Source organism: Shewanella sp. SG44-6 (assembly GCF_014164185.1).
GTDB lineage: Bacteria > Pseudomonadota > Gammaproteobacteria > Enterobacterales > Shewanellaceae > Shewanella > Shewanella vesiculosa.
Map to the genome: position 1 here is coordinate 1 of NZ_JACJER010000013.1, position 18,561 is coordinate 18,561.

Below are 18,561 nucleotides of genomic sequence, written 5' to 3' on the forward strand. Positions count from 1 at the left end.
GGCACCACCTGATCCCATTCCGAACTCAGAAGTGAAACACAGTATCGCCGATGGTAGTGTGGGGTCTCCCCATGCGAGAGTAGGTCATTTCCAGGCGCCAAATAAAACAGCAAGGCCACCTTAATCGGGTGGCCTTTTTGTTTTGTGCCTTAAACCTAAGCAATTGGTCAGTGTGGATGATATGCCCATGCAAGAGAGGGTCAGTTCCAGGCACCTATTTGTCTTGAAAGAGTCGTGAAACAGCCCGCTATTATGTAGCGGGCTTTTTTACGTCTGCAATTTGTGCCTGAAAGCCGTTCTTGGACCTAAACCATTGACCAGTGTGGTTGATATGTCGGTCAGTTCTAGGGGCCAAAGAACACAGCAAGGCCACCCGACTAAGGTGGCCTTTTTGTTTTGTGCTTTGAAACCTAAGCAATCAGAACATCGATGCTAGGTGTAGTTCGCTAGACGCTCACCTAGGCCTTACCAATGCGATGCTCATTAGTAGATAAAATAAGTGTGAACTTTGGTGGCTGGTAAGACAGTTTTAAACCCATTACTTGATTAGTAATGGGTGTTATTCTTTAGAAATAGGCTTTCAAATAGAAGGTTCGGGTCGATTTCAGAGTTCAGCTAATATTTTTTCTACGATAGGCTTATTAGCTTCGGGGAAGTCATATTCTGCAATACTATGGATTGGTACCCATTCAATTTGCTGCTGTTCCATACCTATAGCTTGGTTTGAGAATTCAGTAATTAAATGGATATCGAGTCTGACATGTTTATCTGGATAATCATGAATGATGTCCATGAAGGGAGTTGAATGAGAGACATCAAGATTAACTTCCTCTTTTAGTTCTCTAATTAACGCTTCAGTAACCGTTTCATTTGTTTCTACCTTACCGCCTGGGAATTCCCATTTTCCGCCTTGGTGAAGGTGTCCAAGCCTTTTAGCAAGTAAAATCTGCCTATCTTGATTAATGATGACACCAACAGCAACATGAATTCTCTTTTGCATGTTTCGACTCCTTATTATTTGAGCTTATTGTTTAAAGAAGTCACCTTCATCAAAACCAATGTCATCAAGCATATCTGGGTCGATACTGTTCTTGATCGGGATTGCATGTTTTTCACTTGCCCAATCACCAAGATCGATAAGTTTACAACGTTCACTACAAAAAGGCTTAAATAGTGATTCGTCTTTCCATTCAACTTTGGTTTTGCAAATTGGGCAGTTTACTACTGTTAGCGGCATAATGATTCTTGGTTGTTAGTCTTACTTAGAATGTTAAAGGGTTTAACTGCAGGTTGCTAGTGAGAAATCAATAGTTTCACAGGTATGGCGGTGTAAATCAAAATCGACAAAATGAATAGCATAACGATTTCGATTACCACTGACGGTAGGATAGCAATTTTGGTCTGAGTTTATCTTTACGCGGATTAAGGATAACGGCTGTGATGAATTACCTTGATAAAACCCTACCGGAGCTTGAGATAATCTAAAATCTTCAGTGGCTCTAATCAGTTCTAAAAGCAACATGATAGACGCTAATAAGGGTTGGTATTCTGCAAGCCAGTTGTTTATGTCTCGTTGTCGATATTGCCAGTCTTTGCCTAGCCAAAAGTGCAGTTGAGGGAAATCAAAATTACAGTATGCTCCAGTCATATTAAAACGCTGACGCAAAGAAGTAAGAAATTTATCTCGTTTGAGGCTACAACCAATTCTTTCTTGTGTTTGCAAAGGTGACTTTAACGCGATAAGCCTGTCAGTGAGTTTATCTACTTGATCGTTATCAACACTTGAATGAGTACGCCATTGTGAAATTAATTGAATTTGTTTTTCGATATCTTTTAAGATGTCGGTACGATAATCACAACGTTCTGTTAGCTCTGCAAGCGAAAATAAAGGATTAAAACACTGATATTGATGATCTTGTTCAGCATGCAGCTGTAACTGTAAGGCAAGGTTTTCTATACGTAAATAACTGCGTATTTTTTCATTTAATGGTTGTTCATAAATTAAATCAGTCATTGACGTTAGTTTCTAAATCGGTTGCCTGTTGTAGGTATTGTTGATGCAGACGAAATACTTGACTGCGCAACTGCTCATGTTCTCCTTGATTATCAATAATATTATCAGCCAGAGCGAGTCGCTGTTCCCGGGTCATTTGACTGGCGAGAATATGCTCAACTTGTTCTTTACTGACAGCATCACGTTGCATCGTCCTTGAAACCTGTAACTCCGGTGCAATATCTACGACCAAAGTAGTATCAACTAAACTATCTAAATGATTCTCAAATAGCAAGGGTACTACCATTATTACATATGCCGAAGTCGATGCTTGTACTTGGTCGAGCATCCTTTGGCGGATCATTGGATGAAGTAAATTGTTAAGCCACAAACGTTGCTCAGGGTTATTAAACACTTGTGCTCGTAGAGCCGCTCTATCTAAGCTGTTATCCGCTAATAATATTCCCCGGCCAAAGTGCTGCTTTATTGCATTTAGCCCATCCGAACCGATTGAGACAACCTCTCTAGCGATAACATCAGCATCAACTAAGTCTATGCCATATTGTGCGAATAGATTGGCCACAGTTGTTTTACCGCTGGCAATGCCGCCTGTTAAGCCGACAATATACTTTTTTGCCATCATAACGTACTAAGATACCAATTGAGAATGTCATGTCCCCATACTAACGCTATCCAGCCGGCAGCAGCAATATAAGGGCCAAAGGGGATTGGATTGCCTTTGTTGATTTGCTTAGTGATAATCATACTAATACCGACAACAGCACCCACAAGTGAGGACAATAAAATAATCAGTGGCAGCATTTGCCAGCCTAACCAAGCACCGAATACAGCTAATAGCTTAAAGTCGCCATAACCCATGCCCTCTTTGCCTGTTACCAGCTTAAATAACCAAAATACTGACCACAAGCTTAAATAGCCAGCGGCAGCACCGATAATGGCGTCTTCTGGGCTAGTATAAATCCCTCTAAGGTTAATGATTAATCCTAGCCATAGTATTGGTAAGGTGAGTTGGTCCGGTAATAGCATTTCATCTAAATCGATGCCTGTTAATGCCACTAACACAAACGTTAAAATGCTGGCATAAACAAATTGCCATGTTGGGCCAAAGTGCCATGCTAATACTGCGACTAATAACCCTGTGAGTAATTCGATAATGGGATAGCGGCTTGAAATATGAGTTTTGCAATCGGCACATTTTCCACCAAGCATTAACCAACCCAATACTGGCAGATTATGCCAAGGCTTTATATTGGCTTTGCATTTTGGGCAAGCAGAACCAGGTACCACAAGGTTGTATTTTGCAGGAAAAGCATCAATAGGTTTGTTTAAACGGTCATTACCGACCTGTTCGACAATATCAGGATGATATTCATTGAGGTAAAAATTACATTCACTTTGCCATTCACGTTTCATCATTACCGGTAAACGGTGGATAACGACGTTGAGAAAACTGCCAATGGTAGCAGCAAAAATAAAGCTAATTGCAATGAACGCCAATGGATACTGGGCCATTGTGGCAACAAAAGTTGAAATTGATTCAGTCATTGTTATTCTTTTTTGTTTTGAGGGTTATTTGATTTAACTAAACGATGTTACCCATTTCAAAAATTGGTAAATACATACCGATGATTAGGCCACCGACAACAGTTCCAATCACCACCATCATAATCGGTTCTATTAAGCTTGATAGCCCATCCACGGCATCATCAACCTGCATTTCATAGATATTAGATACTTTATTGAGCATTTCGTCTAAGCCACCAGATTCTTCACCAATCATCACCATTTGAATTAGCATATCTGGGAACAAGCCTGTGGTGCGCATAGCAACATTCATCTGCATACCAGACATCACTTCTTGGCGAACTTTGAGTAAAGCTTTACGGTAGACATAGTTACCTGACGCCCCCGCGGCTGATTCTAAGCCATCAATTAGTGGCACGCCAGCAGCGAAGGTTGTTGATAAGGTACGAGCAAAACGAGCCATTGCTGCTTTATGTAGTATTTCACCAATAGCTGGGATTTTAAGAACTAACACATCGATTCGATCACGAAAACTTTGCGATGTTCGATGGGCTCGTTTAAAAAGCCAAATAGCAATGATAATGGCTATCACAAAAAAATACCAAGATGCTTGAAGCCAGCGGGATATGCCAATAATAAGCTGAGTAAACGCCGGCAATTCAGCACCAAAGCCGTTAAAGATTTCTTCAAATTGGGGGACCACAAATAAAAGTAGAAGCGAAGTCACTAGTATTGCAACAATTACTACCGCAGCAGGATAAAACATGGCTTTTTTGATTTTAGACTTTAATTGCTCAGCCTTTTCTCTATATATGGCAATGCGATCAAATACTGCATCGAGTGAACCTGAATGTTCGCCGGCTGCGACTAAATCGACATATAAATCATCGAAATAACGTCGATGAGGTCTGAGTGAGTCTGATAGTGGAATACCGGATTGGACATCAGATAAAATTGTACCTAATAATTCGCGCATTTTAGCTTTTTCATGGCCGCGGCCAAGCAGTTCTATGGTGGTGACTAAAGGAACCCCTGCTGATAACATGGTAGCAATTTGACGAGTGATCATCGCAATGTCCATTGCAGTGATGTTTTTTTCAGATTTGAATAAAGGAGGCGATTTTTTGCGTACTCCTTTTGGGGTGACACCCTGAGCTTTCAATACGCTGCGAATTTCTGCAATGGTGGAACCTTTTAACTCACCCGAGGTACGTTGGCCATCCCTATTGGTACCTTTCCATTGGTAAGTAAATACTTTAGGTTGGTGTTTGGTTATTTTTTTTGCTTTTGGCTTTTTTTTTGCTGTCGCTGTGGCCATGTAGCCAATCCTTTTATTTTTCCGTTGCACCACGTTAACCGATTATTACTAATAGAGCATAATCAATTAAATAGTTGAACCACTATAACTAATTAAACTATAGATGAATTAAAAGCTGGTGACACGGTTAATTTCGGCAATACTAGTGACGCCATGAATCACTTTAAGTAACCCGGATTGGCGTAAATCACGCATGCCTTGCTGTTTTGCTAGGGTGGCAATTTGCAACGAATTACCGCCTTCCATAATGACTCGAGCAATTTCATCGCTCATTTTCATTACTTCGTAGATACCCACTCGGCCTTTATAGCCACCAGAGCATAACTCACAACCAACCGGTTTAAACACAGTAAAGCCTTTGGCTATATTCGCTTCAGTAAAACCTAAGCGTTGCATTTCAGCTACCGGAATGGTCTCTTCATGTTTGCACGCTGGGCACAGGCGTCTGGCAAGTCGTTGGGCGATAATTAAATTTACTGAGCTGGCAATGTTATAACCCGGCACACCCATATTAATTAAACGGGTTAAGGTTTCTGCTGCCGAGTTGGTGTGCAGAGTGGATAACACTAAGTGACCGGTTTGCGCAGCTTTAATAGCTATTTCAGCAGTTTCTAAGTCGCGAATTTCACCGACCATCACCACATCAGGATCTTGACGTAAGAATGACCGTAGCGCTGAAGCAAAGGTTAAGCCAGCCTTTAAATTAATGTGAACCTGGTTTACACCTTCCAAGTTAATTTCGACAGGATCTTCCGCGGTAGAAATATTACGCTCTTCAGTATTAAGAATGTTGAGACCGGTATATAAGGAGACTGTTTTCCCCGAACCAGTAGGACCTGTGACTAAAATCATCCCTTGAGGTTTGGCAAGCATTTCTTCGTATAATAAGCGTTGATCATCTTCATAACCGAGTTTTTCAATACCCAGCTGAGCGGACGATGAATCCAAAATACGCATTACGATTTTCTCGCCCCAAATGGTGGGCAAGCTGCTAACACGAAAATCGATGGATTTAGTGCGTGACAGTTTCATTTTGATGCGGCCATCTTGCGGCACGCGGCGCTCGGCTATATCCAGTTTTGACATGACTTTTAAACGGGCCGAAATACGGTTGGATAGATTGACTGGTGGCTCGGAGACTTCATGTAAAATCCCATCAATACGAAAACGAATGCGGTAGCGTTTCTCATAAGGCTCAAAATGTAAATCTGAGGCGCCTTTACGGATAGCATCGGTGAGGATTTTATTAATATAAATAACAATTGGCGCATCGTCACTGCTGTCACCGGTCGGCTCATCACGTCTGTCGGTATCAGTAACCTCCATGTTAGCTAGCGCTTCTTCATCTGCACCGCCTAAATCAAGACCGGAAATATCATCCTCAATGATCTTTTCTAATGCTTTATGGAGCTTGTCATCTTCAACTAAAATGGCTTCTGCGTGTAACCCAAGGCTAAACTGAAAATCTTCCAGCGCCGAAATGTTGGTCGGATCAGAGGTCGCAATATATAGACGATTACCGCGTTTAAATAGTGGTAAGCACTTATGCTTTTCAATCAGTTTTTTATTCAGCAACTCATCGGCAATGCTGTGTATATCAAATTCATTTAAATCAAGTAATGGCGTGCCGTATTCTTCGTAGCATAGTTCAGCAACTTCTCTTGCAGATAGAAGTTTTAAATGAATAATAGTTGTGACGAGAGATTGTTTTTGCTTGCGAGAATCAGAAATTGAACTTGATATTTGCTCTTCACTTAAGAGGCCTTTGCGGATAAATAAAGTCGATAAACCTAAGTGGAGTGCAGTTGATGACATATATAAATATCTTTAGTAATTGTTAACAGAAACCTGCAGCGATGCAAGATGATGTGCTCGATACTTTCCAAATCAAAGTACTTGAAGATGGGGTTGGAGACAAGATAAAAGTCTCAGCGTTAAATCCATCGGTAGATATTGTATTTGCAGTAATGGTTCCATCAATTAGAATATCTACATCATTGACATAAGGGGCTGCAATCAATCCGTTTTTAACGAGACCTATTTTACTGAAGCTATTACAGTTTTGTAATGAGTAATACCCTCTAGTTTGGTAGCAAACATCAATTGAAGATTTCACTACTCCAACAGAAGCTGTAACTTCAACAAACTTTGTTCTGTTAGCATAAGTTTTATACTTAGGTAATGCTATTGCACTTAAAATTGCAATTATAGAGATGACAATCATCACCTCAATTAAAGTAAAACCACTATGCGTTAAACGCATAGTGGTTTGATAGTTGTAAAGCGTAATTAGCAGACACCTTTTTCAATGCATGTACCTGTTTGAGCCCATGTTAATGTGCCATCTTTAACTGTAGGAGTTAAGATATATGTTGCACCATCAACAGATGTAGCATCTCCAGTAGCCGTAATAATTGCATCTGTTGCTGTTATTGCGACACTTGCAACATTTGCTCCTGCTGCAGAACCAGTTAAATCAGCTCCAACTTTAACAGCAGTATCACAGTTAGCTAGTACACCCGCCCCACGAGTTTGAAAACAAGTATCAATTGATGTTTTGATATTTGATGCAGCTAATACAACTTCAGTAAAACGTGCTTTCTTGGTATATTGTTGATAAGCAGGCAATGCGATTGCTGCCAAAATACCGATGATCGCTACTACGATCATTAATTCGATAAGGGTGAAACCCTTAGCGTTTTTGATTTGATTGATACTTTTCATTTTCTCTCCGTAAAATAGGCTAGGGTAGTATCAGTCCTCGATAACTGCTACTTAGCTGGTTTTTAAGTTAAATGCTTAAATATAGAAGCTAAGTGTAGTAGTTGGCAGTCCATTTGCCTAAACCGTAAAGCACAATTGTGTGGTGCTAGATATCAGATACTAGTTGACCACGATTTTTATAGAGCCAATATTACTTGCATTACCAAGAGTTAGCTCTATTTATACTGTGTAATGCCCAATGGCACAAAACACTATGTATAGATAATAACCTTGTTAACTGCAAATAATGTTAGCAGATTGTTTACTTAATGGCATTTCGGCTGAGCGATAAACACAGAGCGAATACGTAAATGTTAGTAAGTTACAGGGGCATTTGCTGAGCTATATAGCAATGGTTATACAAATTTCTATACAACTCGTTATAAATGCAAATGTTAACAACTTACTAATAATGTAACGTGTTTTACAATCTAATGATTACCGTACATGGCCGAAAGGCCAACTCGCCTACAATGAACGTTAGTATAAACCGTTACAAAATGGAATAGTATTAGCGTATTAATAAAAAATAAATGTCTAAAAATGCTCTGATTTCACATTTCCCGTACATAATACGATAATTTATTTTTGACAGATTAGGTTGAGGAATATTTTTTTGACAAAAATGCAACAATGTCATTTTGTTGGCGTTGTTTGATGGCGGATGTGACAGGTTTATCGCTAAGCTAAAAGCCTAGGTTCTAGAACGCTGCGCTGTTAGATGCTATAAAATCTTAGCAGCAAAGCTGTCCCTAGAAGCGCAGCGACCTAGCAGGACGCAGTCCGCTCTAGAACCTAGACAATATAAGGGTTAAGCCTTTAATCGCAAAGATAAATCTAACGCTTTTACGTGTTTAGTCAGTGCGCCGACCGAAATATAATCGACTCCGGTTTGGGCGAAAGTGGCTAGGGTGTCTAAGGTGACATTGCCAGAGACTTCTAATTTAGCGCCATTGCCTTGGTCTTTATAGCGATTATTCATGCTGACAGCGTCAACCATCATGGTGACGTCAAAATTGTCGAGCATAATGATATCAGCTCCGCCATCAAGTGCTTGGATGAGCTCCTCAAGAGATTCAACTTCTACTTCTACCGGTTTAGTGCCGTCTAACGCACGTGCTGCGGTAATAGCTTGTGAGATGCCACCACAAGCCATAATGTGGTTTTCTTTAATTAAGAATGCATCGAACAAACCAATACGATGGTTTTTGCCGCCGCCGCAGGTGACTGCGTATTTTTGGGCTGTGCGCAGGCCTGGAATGGTTTTGCGGGTATCGAGTAACTGAGTGTGGGTACCCACAAGCTTATTCACGTACAACTTAGTTAAGCTAGCGACACCTGACAAGGTTTGAATGAAGTTCATTGCCGTACGTTCGCCAGTTAAAATAGCGCGTGCTGGGCCTGATAGTTCACATAGCAATTGATTCGCGACAATTAAATCACCGTCATCAACATGCCAATGCAGTACCACTTCACTGCCCAGTTGATTGAAGACTTGTTCTGCCCATGCTTTGCCGCAAAAGACACCATCTTCGCGGGTGATTAGCGCGCCGGAAACGTGTTTATCTGCAGGAATAAGTTGTGCGGTAATATCTGCATTAAGCATGTCATTAACGGTATTGTGGGCTGTGTGACCTAAGTCTTCATCAAGTGCGGTTTGCACCGCATGACGGATATCGTTTTCTAACATAAGCAAAGTCCTTGCTAAAGATCGTGATAAGGCTAAACAGTATCCGCATTGGGCGGAGTGTTTGTTACAGAAAGCATTTGTTAAAGATTACCATAACTTGGCTATATACTGACACTATCAAGCTGGCAATTTTCAGCCTTGGTATTGCTGTTTAATACAGTTAAATTTACATTGGAACTGCTGATATCTTTATGTTTAAGGGGTGATATGCCAAAAGGCTTATTAGAACAAGGTTGGTTAGCTAGCGCGAGAAAATGTATTTCGCCGCATTTTAATGCTCGGCCTGATAATGAGGTGAGCTTATTGGTGATCCACAATATTAGCTTACCAGCGGGCTGTTTTGGTTTAGGACATATTGATGGGCTATTTCAAGGTTGCCTTGATATTAATGCTGATGAAAGCTTTACAGAATTGGCTGGCTTGCAAGTGTCGGCGCATTTTTTAATTCGCCGCGATGGTGAGGTGGTGCAGTATGTAAGTTGTGATGACAGAGCATGGCATGCTGGCGTGTCTGAGCATAATGGCCGCAAGGGGTGTAACGATTTTGCCCTGGGTATTGAGCTAGAAGGTACAGACAGTAGTGGCTATACCGACCAACAATACCAGCAATTAATACTGTTAACATTGGAGTTAATGGCGCAGTATCCTATGCTTAACGTAAATAATATTGTTGGCCATTGCGATATTGCTCCTGGACGCAAAACCGATCCCGGGTTCAGTTTTGATTGGCATCGATATAAGCAGGCCATCGCAGGTAATTGAGGCCTAAGCTTGTAGACTAGTTTATGAGAGAGTCGTTGTTGGGGAACCGCTATCACCTTTCCTACTAAAGCAGCGCTTCTAATGATGACAGCAACAACGCAATAAATTAAAAGGATATTCATGGCATTATTTTCATTATTAGTGGCAATTCTTGTAGAGCGTTTGAAGCTTTTGCCAAGCAGTTGGCAGTTCGATACTGTGATGATGCGTTACCAAAAACAGTTTTGGGACAGCCAATCGCTTAAATCGGAATTTGGCGTAGCGGTGGCGCTGGCGTTGCCGGCTGTATCAGTCTTTTTGATAAGTGTTCTTCTTGATGGCATTTTATTTGATTTATTGAGCTTATTATTTTGGGTGCTAATATCGATTATTTGTTTTAGTCACCAAACATTACGTATTGTATTTAAACAGTATATTCAAGCGGCATGCCGCGGTGATGTTCAAGCTTGTTACCGTTACGCTAGCGAGTTGGACTCTACCGAGTGCTTGGATGTGGTAGATGAACAGGATTTAGGCCGTAAAGTGGGCCAAACCGTGGCGTGGATTAATTACCGTTATTACGGCGCTGTTGCCTTGTACTTGATATTTTTAGGCCCAGTTGGTGCAATATTATATTGTAGCGTGCGTTTTTATAGCGAGTACAACAGTAAAAATAAGCTTGAAATGCCTTTGGTTGATCATTTGCAGATGTTATTTGATTGGTTACCAAGTCGGGTATTTAGTTTTGGTTATGTATTAAGTGGCCAGTTTAGTGAAGGGTTAAGTGCTTGGCGACAATATGGCTTAAGTGTCAAAACGGATGCTAAAACTATCGTCACGTATACGGCTGTGGCCGCGGAGTCCTTACCTGAAGCGGGCAATGCACCCTTGAGTGTGCAATCGACATTGGCATTGCTGGCATTAAGCAAGCGTAATTTTGTATTGTTATTAACCATGGTTTCGGTATTAACCATTTTTGGGTTGGTTAGTTAGACTCTAGGGCAGCTACGCTTCTAGGGCGGACTGCGTCCTGCTAGGGTCGCTTCGCTGCTGAGATTTTATAGCCTCTAGCAGCGTAGCGCTCTAGTTTCTAGGATTTTCGGATAAATGGTCTGACCCCTTGAGGATAAATTTACGTTATCCTCTGGGCTTGAGCGTTTTAAACAAACCTGTGTTCTTTGTCGATATGCTGATAACTAGACATGGCTTGTATGATTTGATAAAGTGCGCTCTCTCATATTAATTGGTAAGACCAATTGACAATTGCTTGTTTAGGGAGCAGGGCGCCAGATGGCTTATATTAAGATTAACCAGCCAAAAATTTCTGATGTGATCATGGAGCAATTAGAGCGGATGATCCTAGAAGGCAGTATACAGCCGGGTCAGAAGCTACCTCCTGAACGCGAACTCGCGGTGCAATTTGAAGTGTCTCGTCCTTCTCTACGTGAAGCGATTCAAAAATTAGAAGCAAAAGGGTTGCTCATGCGTCGTCAAGGCGGTGGCACCTATGTTAAAGAACAACTGTGGCAAAGTCTTGCCGATCCTATCGTTGAGTTAATGCATAACGATTCTGAAAGTCAGTATGACTTACTCGAATTCCGTCACGCTACTGAAGGCATGATGGCGTATTTTGCTGCCTTGCGTGGCACAGATGCGGATATGCAAAACATTAAAAACCGTATTAATGAAGTTGAAACCGCAACGGAAGTAGAAGCGCAGGCCGATGCCATTGTGCGTTTTTATCGTGCGGTCGCAGAGGCATCGCACAATGTTGCTATGCTGCATTTAGTATTAAGTTTAACCCCTGTGCTGCATAAAAATGTTGCACAAAATCTGGAACTTTTAAGCCGACGCGAAGAAGCTTCCACCATGGCAAATGATCACAGACGCGCGTTACTGGCTGCGATTGTACGCCGGGACCCAGACGCTGCACGTGAAGCTTCGAATGAGCACTTAAGCTATATCGAAGAAGTCATGTTGTCAGTAAGAAAAGAAGACAGTCGGTTGCAACGTAGTTTGCGCCGTTTAAAGAGCGGCGTTTAACTGAGTTGTTGTGTCAACAAGCAGCAACTAAAGCCGAAATATAATCCGTATATAGAGAAGGACTGCGAGATGTCTGAAGATATGCTTCAAGATTTAGACCCATCAGAAACCCAAGAGTGGGTTGATGCTCTGCAAGCTGTGTTAGAGCAAGAAGGGCCTGAACGTGCACACTTTTTACTTGAAAAATTAATCGACAAAGCGCGTCGTAACGGTACTCACTTACCTTACAATGCGACCACTGCTTACTTAAACACTATTCCTGCAGGCCAAGAGCCAAACATGCCGGGTAACCAAGAAATGGAACGCCGTATTCGGGCGATTATCCGTTGGAATGCCCTGGCAATGGTGTTACGTGGTTCTAAAAAAGATTTAGAGCTTGGTGGCCATATTTCAAGTTTCGCGTCTAGCGCGACAATTTATGATGTGTGTTTTAACCATTTTTTCCGTGCTCCTAATGAGCAAGATGGTGGTGACTTGGTGTATTTCCAAGGTCATATCGCACCTGGTATTTATGCGCGTTCTTTCCTTGAAGGCCGTATTACTGAAGAGCAAATGGCTAACTTCCGTCAAGAAGTCGATGGCAAAGGCCTTTCTTCGTACCCGCATCCTAAGTTAATGCCGACTTACTGGCAGTTCCCGACGGTATCTATGGGTCTAGGTCCTATTCAAGCGATCTACCAAGCGCGTTATTTGAAGTACTTGACTGACCGTGGTTTAAAAGATTGTTCTAAGCAAACTGTTTACTGTTTCTTAGGTGACGGTGAGTGTGATGAGCCAGAAGCATTAGGTGCTATCGGTTTAGCAGCGCGTGAAGAATTAGATAACTTAGTCTTCATCGTTAACTGTAACTTACAGCGTCTTGATGGTCCTGTACGTGGTAACGGTAAAATTATCCAAGAACTTGAAGGCGAATTCCGCGGCGCAGGCTGGGAAGTGGTTAAAGTGATTTGGGGACGTTATTGGGATCCATTATTGGCCCGTGATACCAGTGGTAAGTTATTACAGTTAATGGAAGAAACCGTAGACGGTGAATACCAGAACTGTAAAGCCAAAGGTGGCGCGTACACCCGTGAGCATTTCTTTGGTAAGTACCCTGAAACTGCCGAAATGGTTGCTAACATGTCAGATGATGACATTTGGCGCTTAAACCGTGGTGGTCATGATCCGGTTAAAGTTTACGCTGCGCTTGAACATGCACAGAAAACCAAAGGCCGTCCAACGGTTATCTTAGCTAAAACCGTTAAAGGTTATGGTTTAGGTGATGCTGGTGAAGGTAAAAACATCGCTCACAACGTGAAGAAGATGGGCGCAGAATCTATCCGTTATTTCCGTGATCGTTTCAATATTCCGATCCCAGATGACCAGTTAGAAGATCTGCCTTTCTATCATCCAGGTCCAGACTCTGAAGAAGTAAAATACTTGAAGAGTCGTCGTGAAGCATTGTTAGGTTATTTACCGCAACGTCGTGAAAAATTCACTGAAGAGTTAGAAGTCCCTTCACTGAAAATTTTTGATTCGATTTTAAAAGGCTCAAACGGCCGTGAAATCTCGTCAACAATGGCATTTGTTCGGGTATTAACCGCCTTGTTAAAAGACAAAGGCATTGGCAAACGTATTGTGCCAATTATTCCTGATGAAGCTCGTACTTTCGGTATGGAAGGTTTATTCCGTCAAGTGGGTATTTATGCTCACGAAGGCCAAAAATACATTCCACAAGATTCTGACCAAGTTGCTTACTATCGTGAAGATAAAACCGGTCAAGTATTGCAAGAAGGGATTAACGAATTAGGCGCCATGTCATCTTGGGTATCAGCTGCAACCAGCTACTCAGTAAACGACATGCCAACGATTCCGTTCTACATTTACTATTCTATGTTTGGTTTCCAACGTATTGGTGACATGGCATGGGCTGCTGGCGACATGCGCGCGCGTGGTTTCTTAGTCGGTGGTACTTCTGGCCGTACAACCTTAAATGGTGAAGGTTTACAGCATCAAGATGGTCATAGTCATGTATTGGCGAACACTATTCCAAACTGTATTTCTTACGATCCAACTTACGGTTATGAAATTGCCGTGGTAGTACAAGATGGTATTCGTCGTATGTATGGCGAAAATCAAGAAGATATCTTCTATTACCTAACCACAATGAACGAAAACTATGTTCAGCCAGAAATGCCAGCCGGTGCCGAAGAAGGTATTGTTAAAGGTATTTATAAGCTGGAGTCTGTTGCCGGTAGTGGTAAAGGTAAAGTACAGCTAATGGGCTGTGGCACCATTTTAGAAGAAGTTCGTAAAGCGGCTAAAGCCCTTGCGAAAGACTTTGGTGTTAGTGCTGATGTGTTCAGTGTGACTAGCTTTAACGAGCTAACGCGCGACGGCCAAACGGTTGAACGTTGGAATATGCTTCACCCAACAGCAAAACCTAAGCAAGCGTATATCAGCCAAATATTATCTGCAGATGCACCAGCCATTGCTGCAACCGATTACATGAAGATTTACGGCGAGCAATTACGTGCTTTTGTACCAACTGATTATAAAGTACTAGGTACTGATGGTTTTGGTCGCAGCGACAGCCGTGCAAACTTACGTCATCACTTTGAAGTTGATGCTAAGTTCATCGTTATTGCGGCGCTGAAGTCACTTGTTGAGCGTAATGAAATGCCTGTTGATGTGCTGACTAAAGCCATCGCTGAATATGGCATTGATGCTGACAAGATCAATCCACAGTTCGCGTAAGGGGATACAAAATGGCTGATTTAAAGGAAGTTTTGGTTCCTAATATCGATACTGATGCAGTGCAGGTTATTGAAATTTGTGCCGCAGTGGGTGATTTTCTTGAAAAAGAAGCATCAATCATTACAGTTGAAAGCGATAAGGCAACCATGGACATTCCAGCACCTTTTGCTGGTACCTTGGCAGAGTTAAAAATTGCTGTCGGTGATACCGTGTCTGAAGGCACGTTAATCGCGATGATGAGCGCAGCCGATGCTGCGCCTGCTAAAGAAGAAGCCGCTGCGCCAGCGCCAAAAGCTGAAGCGCCGGTGGCTCAAGCTGCAGCACCTGCACCAGTGACGCCAGTTGCTGCGTCAAGTACTGGCAGTGCAGAAGTGATTGAAGTTAACGTACCTGATATTGGTGGCGACACAGATGTGTCTGTTATCGAAGTATTAGTTACTGTTGGCGATAGCATTGATGTTGATACTGGGTTGATTACCTTAGAAACTGATAAAGCCACCATGGACGTACCTTCGCCAAAAGCGGGTGTAGTTAAAGAGATTAAAGTGGCCGTTGGCGACAAAGTGTCTGAAGGTTCATTGGTGATTATGTTAGAAGTTGCTGGCTCTGCTTCTGCAGCAGCACCTTCTGCACCGGCACCACAAGCTGCTGCACCAGTTGAGCAAGCGGCTCCAGCACAAGCGGCAACTTCTGCCACGACAACTCAGGTACAAGAAATTCATGTTCCTGACATTGGCGATGCTAGTGATGTGGATATTATTGAAGTGCTAGTGTCTGTGGGTGATGACATCACTGCTGATCAAGGCTTAATTACCCTTGAAACAGATAAAGCGACCATGGAAGTGCCTGCACCTTTTGCCGGTAAATTAGTGTCGTTAACCGTTAAAGTGGGCGATAAAGTATCTCAAGGTAGCTTAATTGCCACTATTGAAACGACTAGCTCAGCGCCAGTAGCACAAGCTGCTCCAGCTCCTGCTGAGTCTGCACCTGCCGCATCAGCGCCAGCACCCATGGCTGCAAGCCGCCCATCAACTCCGCCTGTGCCACATCATCCGAGTGCAAGCGTGACAGCATCAACGGGTGTTGTGCATGCTTCACCTGCGGTACGTCGCTTAGCGCGTGAGTTTGGTGTAGATTTAACTAAGGTGTCTGGTACTGGTCGTAAAGCACGTATTTTGAAAGAAGACGTGCAAGCGTTTGTGAAATACGAGTTGTCACGCCCTAAAGCTACAGCATCAACATCTGTTTCGGGTGGTGCTGGTGGCTTAAACGTGATTGCTGCGCCTAAGGTTGATTTCAGTAAGTTTGGTGAAGTGGAAGAAATACCACTAAGCCGTATCCAGAAAATCTCTGGTCCTAACTTACATCGCAATTGGGTTACGATTCCACATGTTACTCAGTTTGATGAAGCTGATATCACTGAGATGGAAGCATTCCGTAAGCAACAGAATGACCTTGCTGCGAAGAAAAAAGCCGATTACAAGATCACGCCATTAGTGTTCATGATGAAAGCGGTTGCCAAAGCATTAGCAGAGTTCCCAGTGTTTAACTCAAGCTTAAGCAGTGATGGTGAGTCACTTATTCAGAAGAAATACTTCCACATTGGTGTTGCCGTTGATACTCCGAACGGCTTAATGGTTCCTGTGGTTCGTGATGTTGATAAGAAAGGCATTGTTGAATTGTCGCGTGAATTAACCGACATTTCTATCCGTGCGCGTGACGGCAAGTTAAAGTCTGCTGATATGCAAGGTAGCTGTTTTACCATTTCAAGTTTAGGTGGCATTGGCGGTACGGCATTTACGCCGATTGTTAACTACCCAGACGTGGCCATTTTAGGTGTATCAAAATCTGAAATTAAACCAAAGTGGAATGGAAAAGAGTTTGAACCTAAATTAATGTTGCCTTTATCGCTTTCATACGACCATCGTGTTATTGATGGTGCTATGGCTGCACGCTTTAGTGTCACCTTGTCTGCGATACTTTCAGACATTCGTACATTGATTTTATAAGCATAAAGGTCGCTCATATGAGCGACCTTTTTATTGTGATCGGTTTCAAACAAATTGATTTGAGTATAAAATGCGCCCATCCCAATTTTTTAGTTCGCAATTGAAAGGAAATTGGACGTGAAACGTAAGTTTCAAGCTGGCGACATCGACATTTGGGCCGATCCGTCTTTCACACGGAATGAACAAGATTAGAGGAAATCATGAGTAACGAAATCAAAACTCAAGTAGTCGTACTAGGAGCAGGCCCAGCAGGTTATTCTGCGGCGTTTCGTGCTGCTGACTTAGGCTTAGACACCATAATTGTTGAGCGTTTCAGTACCCTTGGTGGTGTGTGTCTAAACGTTGGTTGTATTCCTTCAAAAGCACTATTGCACGTAGCAAAAGTCATTGAAGAAGCCAAAATTGTTGCTGACCATGGTGTGTTTTTTGGTGAGCCAAAGATTGATTTAGACAAATTACGTAGCTTTAAAAATAAAGTCATTAGCCAATTAACAGGCGGTTTAGGCGGAATGTCTAAAATGCGTAAAGTTGATGTGGTTAATGGTTTCGGTAAATTTACCGGCCCTAACAGCTTAGAAGTGACTGCTGAAGATGGTACTGTGACTGTTGTTCAGTTTGAACAAGCCATTATTGCAGCGGGTTCACGTCCAATTAAATTACCGTTTATTCCACATGAAGACCCACGTATTTGGGACTCAACTGACGCACTTGAACTGAAAGAAGTGCCTGGTAAGTTGCTTGTTATGGGTGGTGGTATTATTGGTCTAGAAATGGGTACTGTGTATTCATCTTTAGGCAGCGAAATTGACGTGGTTGAAATGTTCGATCAAGTTATTCCTGCTGCAGATAAAGACGTAGTTCGCGTTTTCACTAAGCAAATTAAGAAGAAGTTTAACCTTATTCTTGAAACTAAAGTGACCGCAGTTGACGCGAAAGATGATGGTATCTACGTGACAATGGAAGGTAAGAATGCGCCGACAGAACCTGTACGTTACGATGCTGTTTTAGTCGCAATTGGTCGTTCACCTAATGGTAAGTCTTTAGCTGCTGAAAAAGCAGGTGTGAATGTTGATGAACGTGGCTTTATTAACGTTGATAAGCAGTTACGTACTAACGTACCGCATATTTACGCTATCGGCGATATCGTTGGTCAACCTATGTTGGCTCATAAAGGTGTGCATGAAGGTCATGTTGCTGCGGAAGTGATTTCGGGCATGAAGCACTACTTCGATCCTAAAGTGATCCCATCAATTGCTTATACTAATCCTGAAGTAGCATGGGTCGGTCTAACTGAGAAAGAAGCGAAAGAGCAAGGTATTGCTTACGAAACAGCGACTTTCCCTTGGGCTGCAAGTGGCCGTGCAATCGCTTCAGATTGCAGTGAAGGTATGACTAAGCTAATTTTCGACAAAGAGACTCATCGCGTGATCGGTGGTGCTATTGTTGGATCTAACGGCGGTGAATTATTAGGTGAAATTGGCCTAGCAATTGAAATGGGTTGTGATGCTGAAGATATCGCATTAACGATTCATGCTCACCCAACATTGCATGAGTCTGTAGGCTTAGCAGCTGAAATGTATGAAGGTTCAATTACTGACTTACCTAACCCTAAAGCGGTTAAGAAAAAGAAGTAATCTAAGCTGATACTGAACAGCATAAGGCACTCCTCTTTAGGGGTGCTTTTTTTTACCTGTAATTTGATTTTTTAAGCTAGCATTAGCGG

16 protein-coding genes and 1 rRNA gene are annotated in these 18,561 nt (G+C 42.3%); 7 read left to right on the top strand and 10 right to left on the bottom strand.

Going from position 1 to position 18,561, the window contains the following annotated elements:
* Nucleotides 1–96 (top strand): 5S ribosomal RNA (gene rrf / locus H5185_RS04025); the annotation flags it as partial.
* 508 nt (nt 97–604) lie between these two features.
* Here the strand turns inward: rrf and mutT are convergent.
* The 10 genes from mutT to nadC form a co-directional block, all read right to left on the bottom strand.
* On the bottom strand, nt 605–1,000 hold the full coding sequence (gene mutT, locus H5185_RS04030) for an 8-oxo-dGTP diphosphatase MutT (RefSeq protein WP_182741408.1): 396 nt from the start codon (nt 998–1,000) through the stop codon (nt 605–607).
* Between the two features lie 24 nt (nt 1,001–1,024).
* Nucleotides 1,025–1,237: a DNA gyrase inhibitor YacG gene (gene yacG, locus H5185_RS04035; RefSeq protein WP_124015357.1), complete on the bottom strand. Its 213-nt coding sequence runs from the start codon at nt 1,235–1,237 to the stop codon at nt 1,025–1,027.
* Between the two features lie 42 nt (nt 1,238–1,279).
* Nucleotides 1,280–2,014: a cell division protein ZapD gene (gene zapD, locus H5185_RS04040; protein ID WP_182741409.1), complete on the bottom strand. Its 735-nt coding sequence runs from the start codon at nt 2,012–2,014 to the stop codon at nt 1,280–1,282.
* On the bottom strand, nt 2,007–2,636 hold the full coding sequence (gene coaE, locus H5185_RS04045) for a dephospho-CoA kinase (RefSeq protein WP_182741410.1): 630 nt from the start codon (nt 2,634–2,636) through the stop codon (nt 2,007–2,009). The genes zapD and coaE overlap by 8 nt, the downstream gene beginning before the upstream one ends.
* Complete coding sequence (locus H5185_RS04050) at nt 2,633–3,559, bottom strand: A24 family peptidase (protein ID WP_182741411.1); 927 nt, start codon at nt 3,557–3,559, stop codon at nt 2,633–2,635. Before H5185_RS04050 ends, coaE begins: the two co-directional genes overlap by 4 nt.
* 37 nt (nt 3,560–3,596) lie before the next feature.
* Nucleotides 3,597–4,856 carry a type II secretion system F family protein gene (locus H5185_RS04055; RefSeq protein WP_182741412.1) on the bottom strand — a complete coding sequence of 420 codons (1,260 nt, stop codon included), beginning with the start codon at nt 4,854–4,856 and terminating at the stop codon, nt 3,597–3,599.
* A gap of 108 nt (nt 4,857–4,964) precedes the next feature.
* On the bottom strand, nt 4,965–6,671 hold the full coding sequence (pilB, locus tag H5185_RS04060) for a type IV-A pilus assembly ATPase PilB (RefSeq protein WP_182741413.1): 1,707 nt from the start codon (nt 6,669–6,671) through the stop codon (nt 4,965–4,967).
* Nucleotides 6,672–6,693: 22 nt separating this feature from the next.
* Nucleotides 6,694–7,119 carry a prepilin-type N-terminal cleavage/methylation domain-containing protein gene (locus tag H5185_RS23260; RefSeq protein WP_182741414.1) on the bottom strand — a complete coding sequence of 142 codons (426 nt, stop codon included), beginning with the start codon at nt 7,117–7,119 and terminating at the stop codon, nt 6,694–6,696.
* A 26-nt stretch (nt 7,120–7,145) separates the two neighbouring features.
* On the bottom strand, nt 7,146–7,580 hold the full coding sequence (locus H5185_RS04070) for a prepilin-type N-terminal cleavage/methylation domain-containing protein (RefSeq protein ID WP_220494404.1): 435 nt from the start codon (nt 7,578–7,580) through the stop codon (nt 7,146–7,148).
* Nucleotides 7,581–8,430: 850 nt separating this feature from the next.
* On the bottom strand, nt 8,431–9,309 hold the full coding sequence (gene nadC / locus H5185_RS04075) for a carboxylating nicotinate-nucleotide diphosphorylase (protein ID WP_182741415.1): 879 nt from the start codon (nt 9,307–9,309) through the stop codon (nt 8,431–8,433).
* A gap of 207 nt (nt 9,310–9,516) precedes the next feature.
* Here nadC and ampD point away from each other — a divergent pair, with 207 nt between their 5' ends.
* The 6 genes from ampD to lpdA all read left to right on the top strand — a co-directional run bounded on the left by ampD (nt 9,517) and on the right by lpdA (nt 18,472).
* The gene (gene ampD / locus H5185_RS04080; protein WP_182741416.1) at nt 9,517–10,071 is read left to right on the top strand and encodes a 1,6-anhydro-N-acetylmuramyl-L-alanine amidase AmpD; all 555 of its coding nucleotides are present in this window, start codon (nt 9,517–9,519) and stop codon (nt 10,069–10,071) included.
* Between the two features lie 120 nt (nt 10,072–10,191).
* Entirely contained in the window at nt 10,192–11,043 is an 852-nt protein-coding gene (ampE, locus tag H5185_RS04085; RefSeq protein ID WP_182741417.1) for a beta-lactamase regulator AmpE, read from the top strand.
* Between the two features lie 297 nt (nt 11,044–11,340).
* Nucleotides 11,341–12,093 (top strand): pyruvate dehydrogenase complex transcriptional repressor PdhR, encoded by a 753-nt coding sequence (pdhR, locus tag H5185_RS04090; protein WP_124015348.1) that lies wholly within the window; start codon nt 11,341–11,343, stop codon nt 12,091–12,093.
* Between the two features lie 69 nt (nt 12,094–12,162).
* A complete protein-coding gene (aceE, locus tag H5185_RS04095; protein WP_182723559.1) occupies nt 12,163–14,829 on the top strand; it encodes a pyruvate dehydrogenase (acetyl-transferring), homodimeric type in 2,667 nt (888 codons plus the stop codon).
* Nucleotides 14,830–14,840: 11 nt separating this feature from the next.
* Complete coding sequence (gene aceF, locus H5185_RS04100) at nt 14,841–16,838, top strand: dihydrolipoyllysine-residue acetyltransferase (protein WP_182741418.1); 1,998 nt, start codon at nt 14,841–14,843, stop codon at nt 16,836–16,838.
* A 200-nt stretch (nt 16,839–17,038) separates the two neighbouring features.
* The gene (gene lpdA / locus H5185_RS04105; RefSeq protein ID WP_182741419.1) at nt 17,039–18,472 is read left to right on the top strand and encodes a dihydrolipoyl dehydrogenase; all 1,434 of its coding nucleotides are present in this window, start codon (nt 17,039–17,041) and stop codon (nt 18,470–18,472) included.
* The last annotated feature ends 89 nt before the right edge of the window (nt 18,473–18,561 follow it).

Bases quoted from the DNA above. Each gene is read 5' to 3' on its own strand.
- mutT (WP_182741408.1), bottom strand. From the start codon at position 1,000: ATGCAAAAGAGAATTCATGTTGCTGTTGGTGTCATCATTAATCAAGAT.
- yacG (WP_124015357.1), bottom strand. From the start codon at position 1,237: ATGCCGCTAACAGTAGTAAACTGCCCAATTTGCAAAACCAAAGTTGAA.
- zapD (WP_182741409.1), bottom strand. From the start codon at position 2,014: ATGACTGATTTAATTTATGAACAACCATTAAATGAAAAAATACGCAGT.
- coaE (WP_182741410.1), bottom strand. From the start codon at position 2,636: ATGATGGCAAAAAAGTATATTGTCGGCTTAACAGGCGGCATTGCCAGC.
- H5185_RS04050 (WP_182741411.1), bottom strand. From the start codon at position 3,559: ATGACTGAATCAATTTCAACTTTTGTTGCCACAATGGCCCAGTATCCA.
- H5185_RS04055 (WP_182741412.1), bottom strand. From the start codon at position 4,856: ATGGCCACAGCGACAGCAAAAAAAAAGCCAAAAGCAAAAAAAATAACC.
- pilB (WP_182741413.1), bottom strand. From the start codon at position 6,671: ATGTCATCAACTGCACTCCACTTAGGTTTATCGACTTTATTTATCCGC.
- H5185_RS23260 (WP_182741414.1), bottom strand. From the start codon at position 7,119: ATGCGTTTAACGCATAGTGGTTTTACTTTAATTGAGGTGATGATTGTC.
- H5185_RS04070 (WP_220494404.1), bottom strand. From the start codon at position 7,580: ATGAAAAGTATCAATCAAATCAAAAACGCTAAGGGTTTCACCCTTATC.
- nadC (WP_182741415.1), bottom strand. From the start codon at position 9,309: ATGTTAGAAAACGATATCCGTCATGCGGTGCAAACCGCACTTGATGAA.
- ampD (WP_182741416.1), top strand. From the start codon at position 9,517: ATGCCAAAAGGCTTATTAGAACAAGGTTGGTTAGCTAGCGCGAGAAAA.
- ampE (WP_182741417.1), top strand. From the start codon at position 10,192: ATGGCATTATTTTCATTATTAGTGGCAATTCTTGTAGAGCGTTTGAAG.
- pdhR (WP_124015348.1), top strand. From the start codon at position 11,341: ATGGCTTATATTAAGATTAACCAGCCAAAAATTTCTGATGTGATCATG.
- aceE (WP_182723559.1), top strand. From the start codon at position 12,163: ATGTCTGAAGATATGCTTCAAGATTTAGACCCATCAGAAACCCAAGAG.
- aceF (WP_182741418.1), top strand. From the start codon at position 14,841: ATGGCTGATTTAAAGGAAGTTTTGGTTCCTAATATCGATACTGATGCA.
- lpdA (WP_182741419.1), top strand. From the start codon at position 17,039: ATGAGTAACGAAATCAAAACTCAAGTAGTCGTACTAGGAGCAGGCCCA.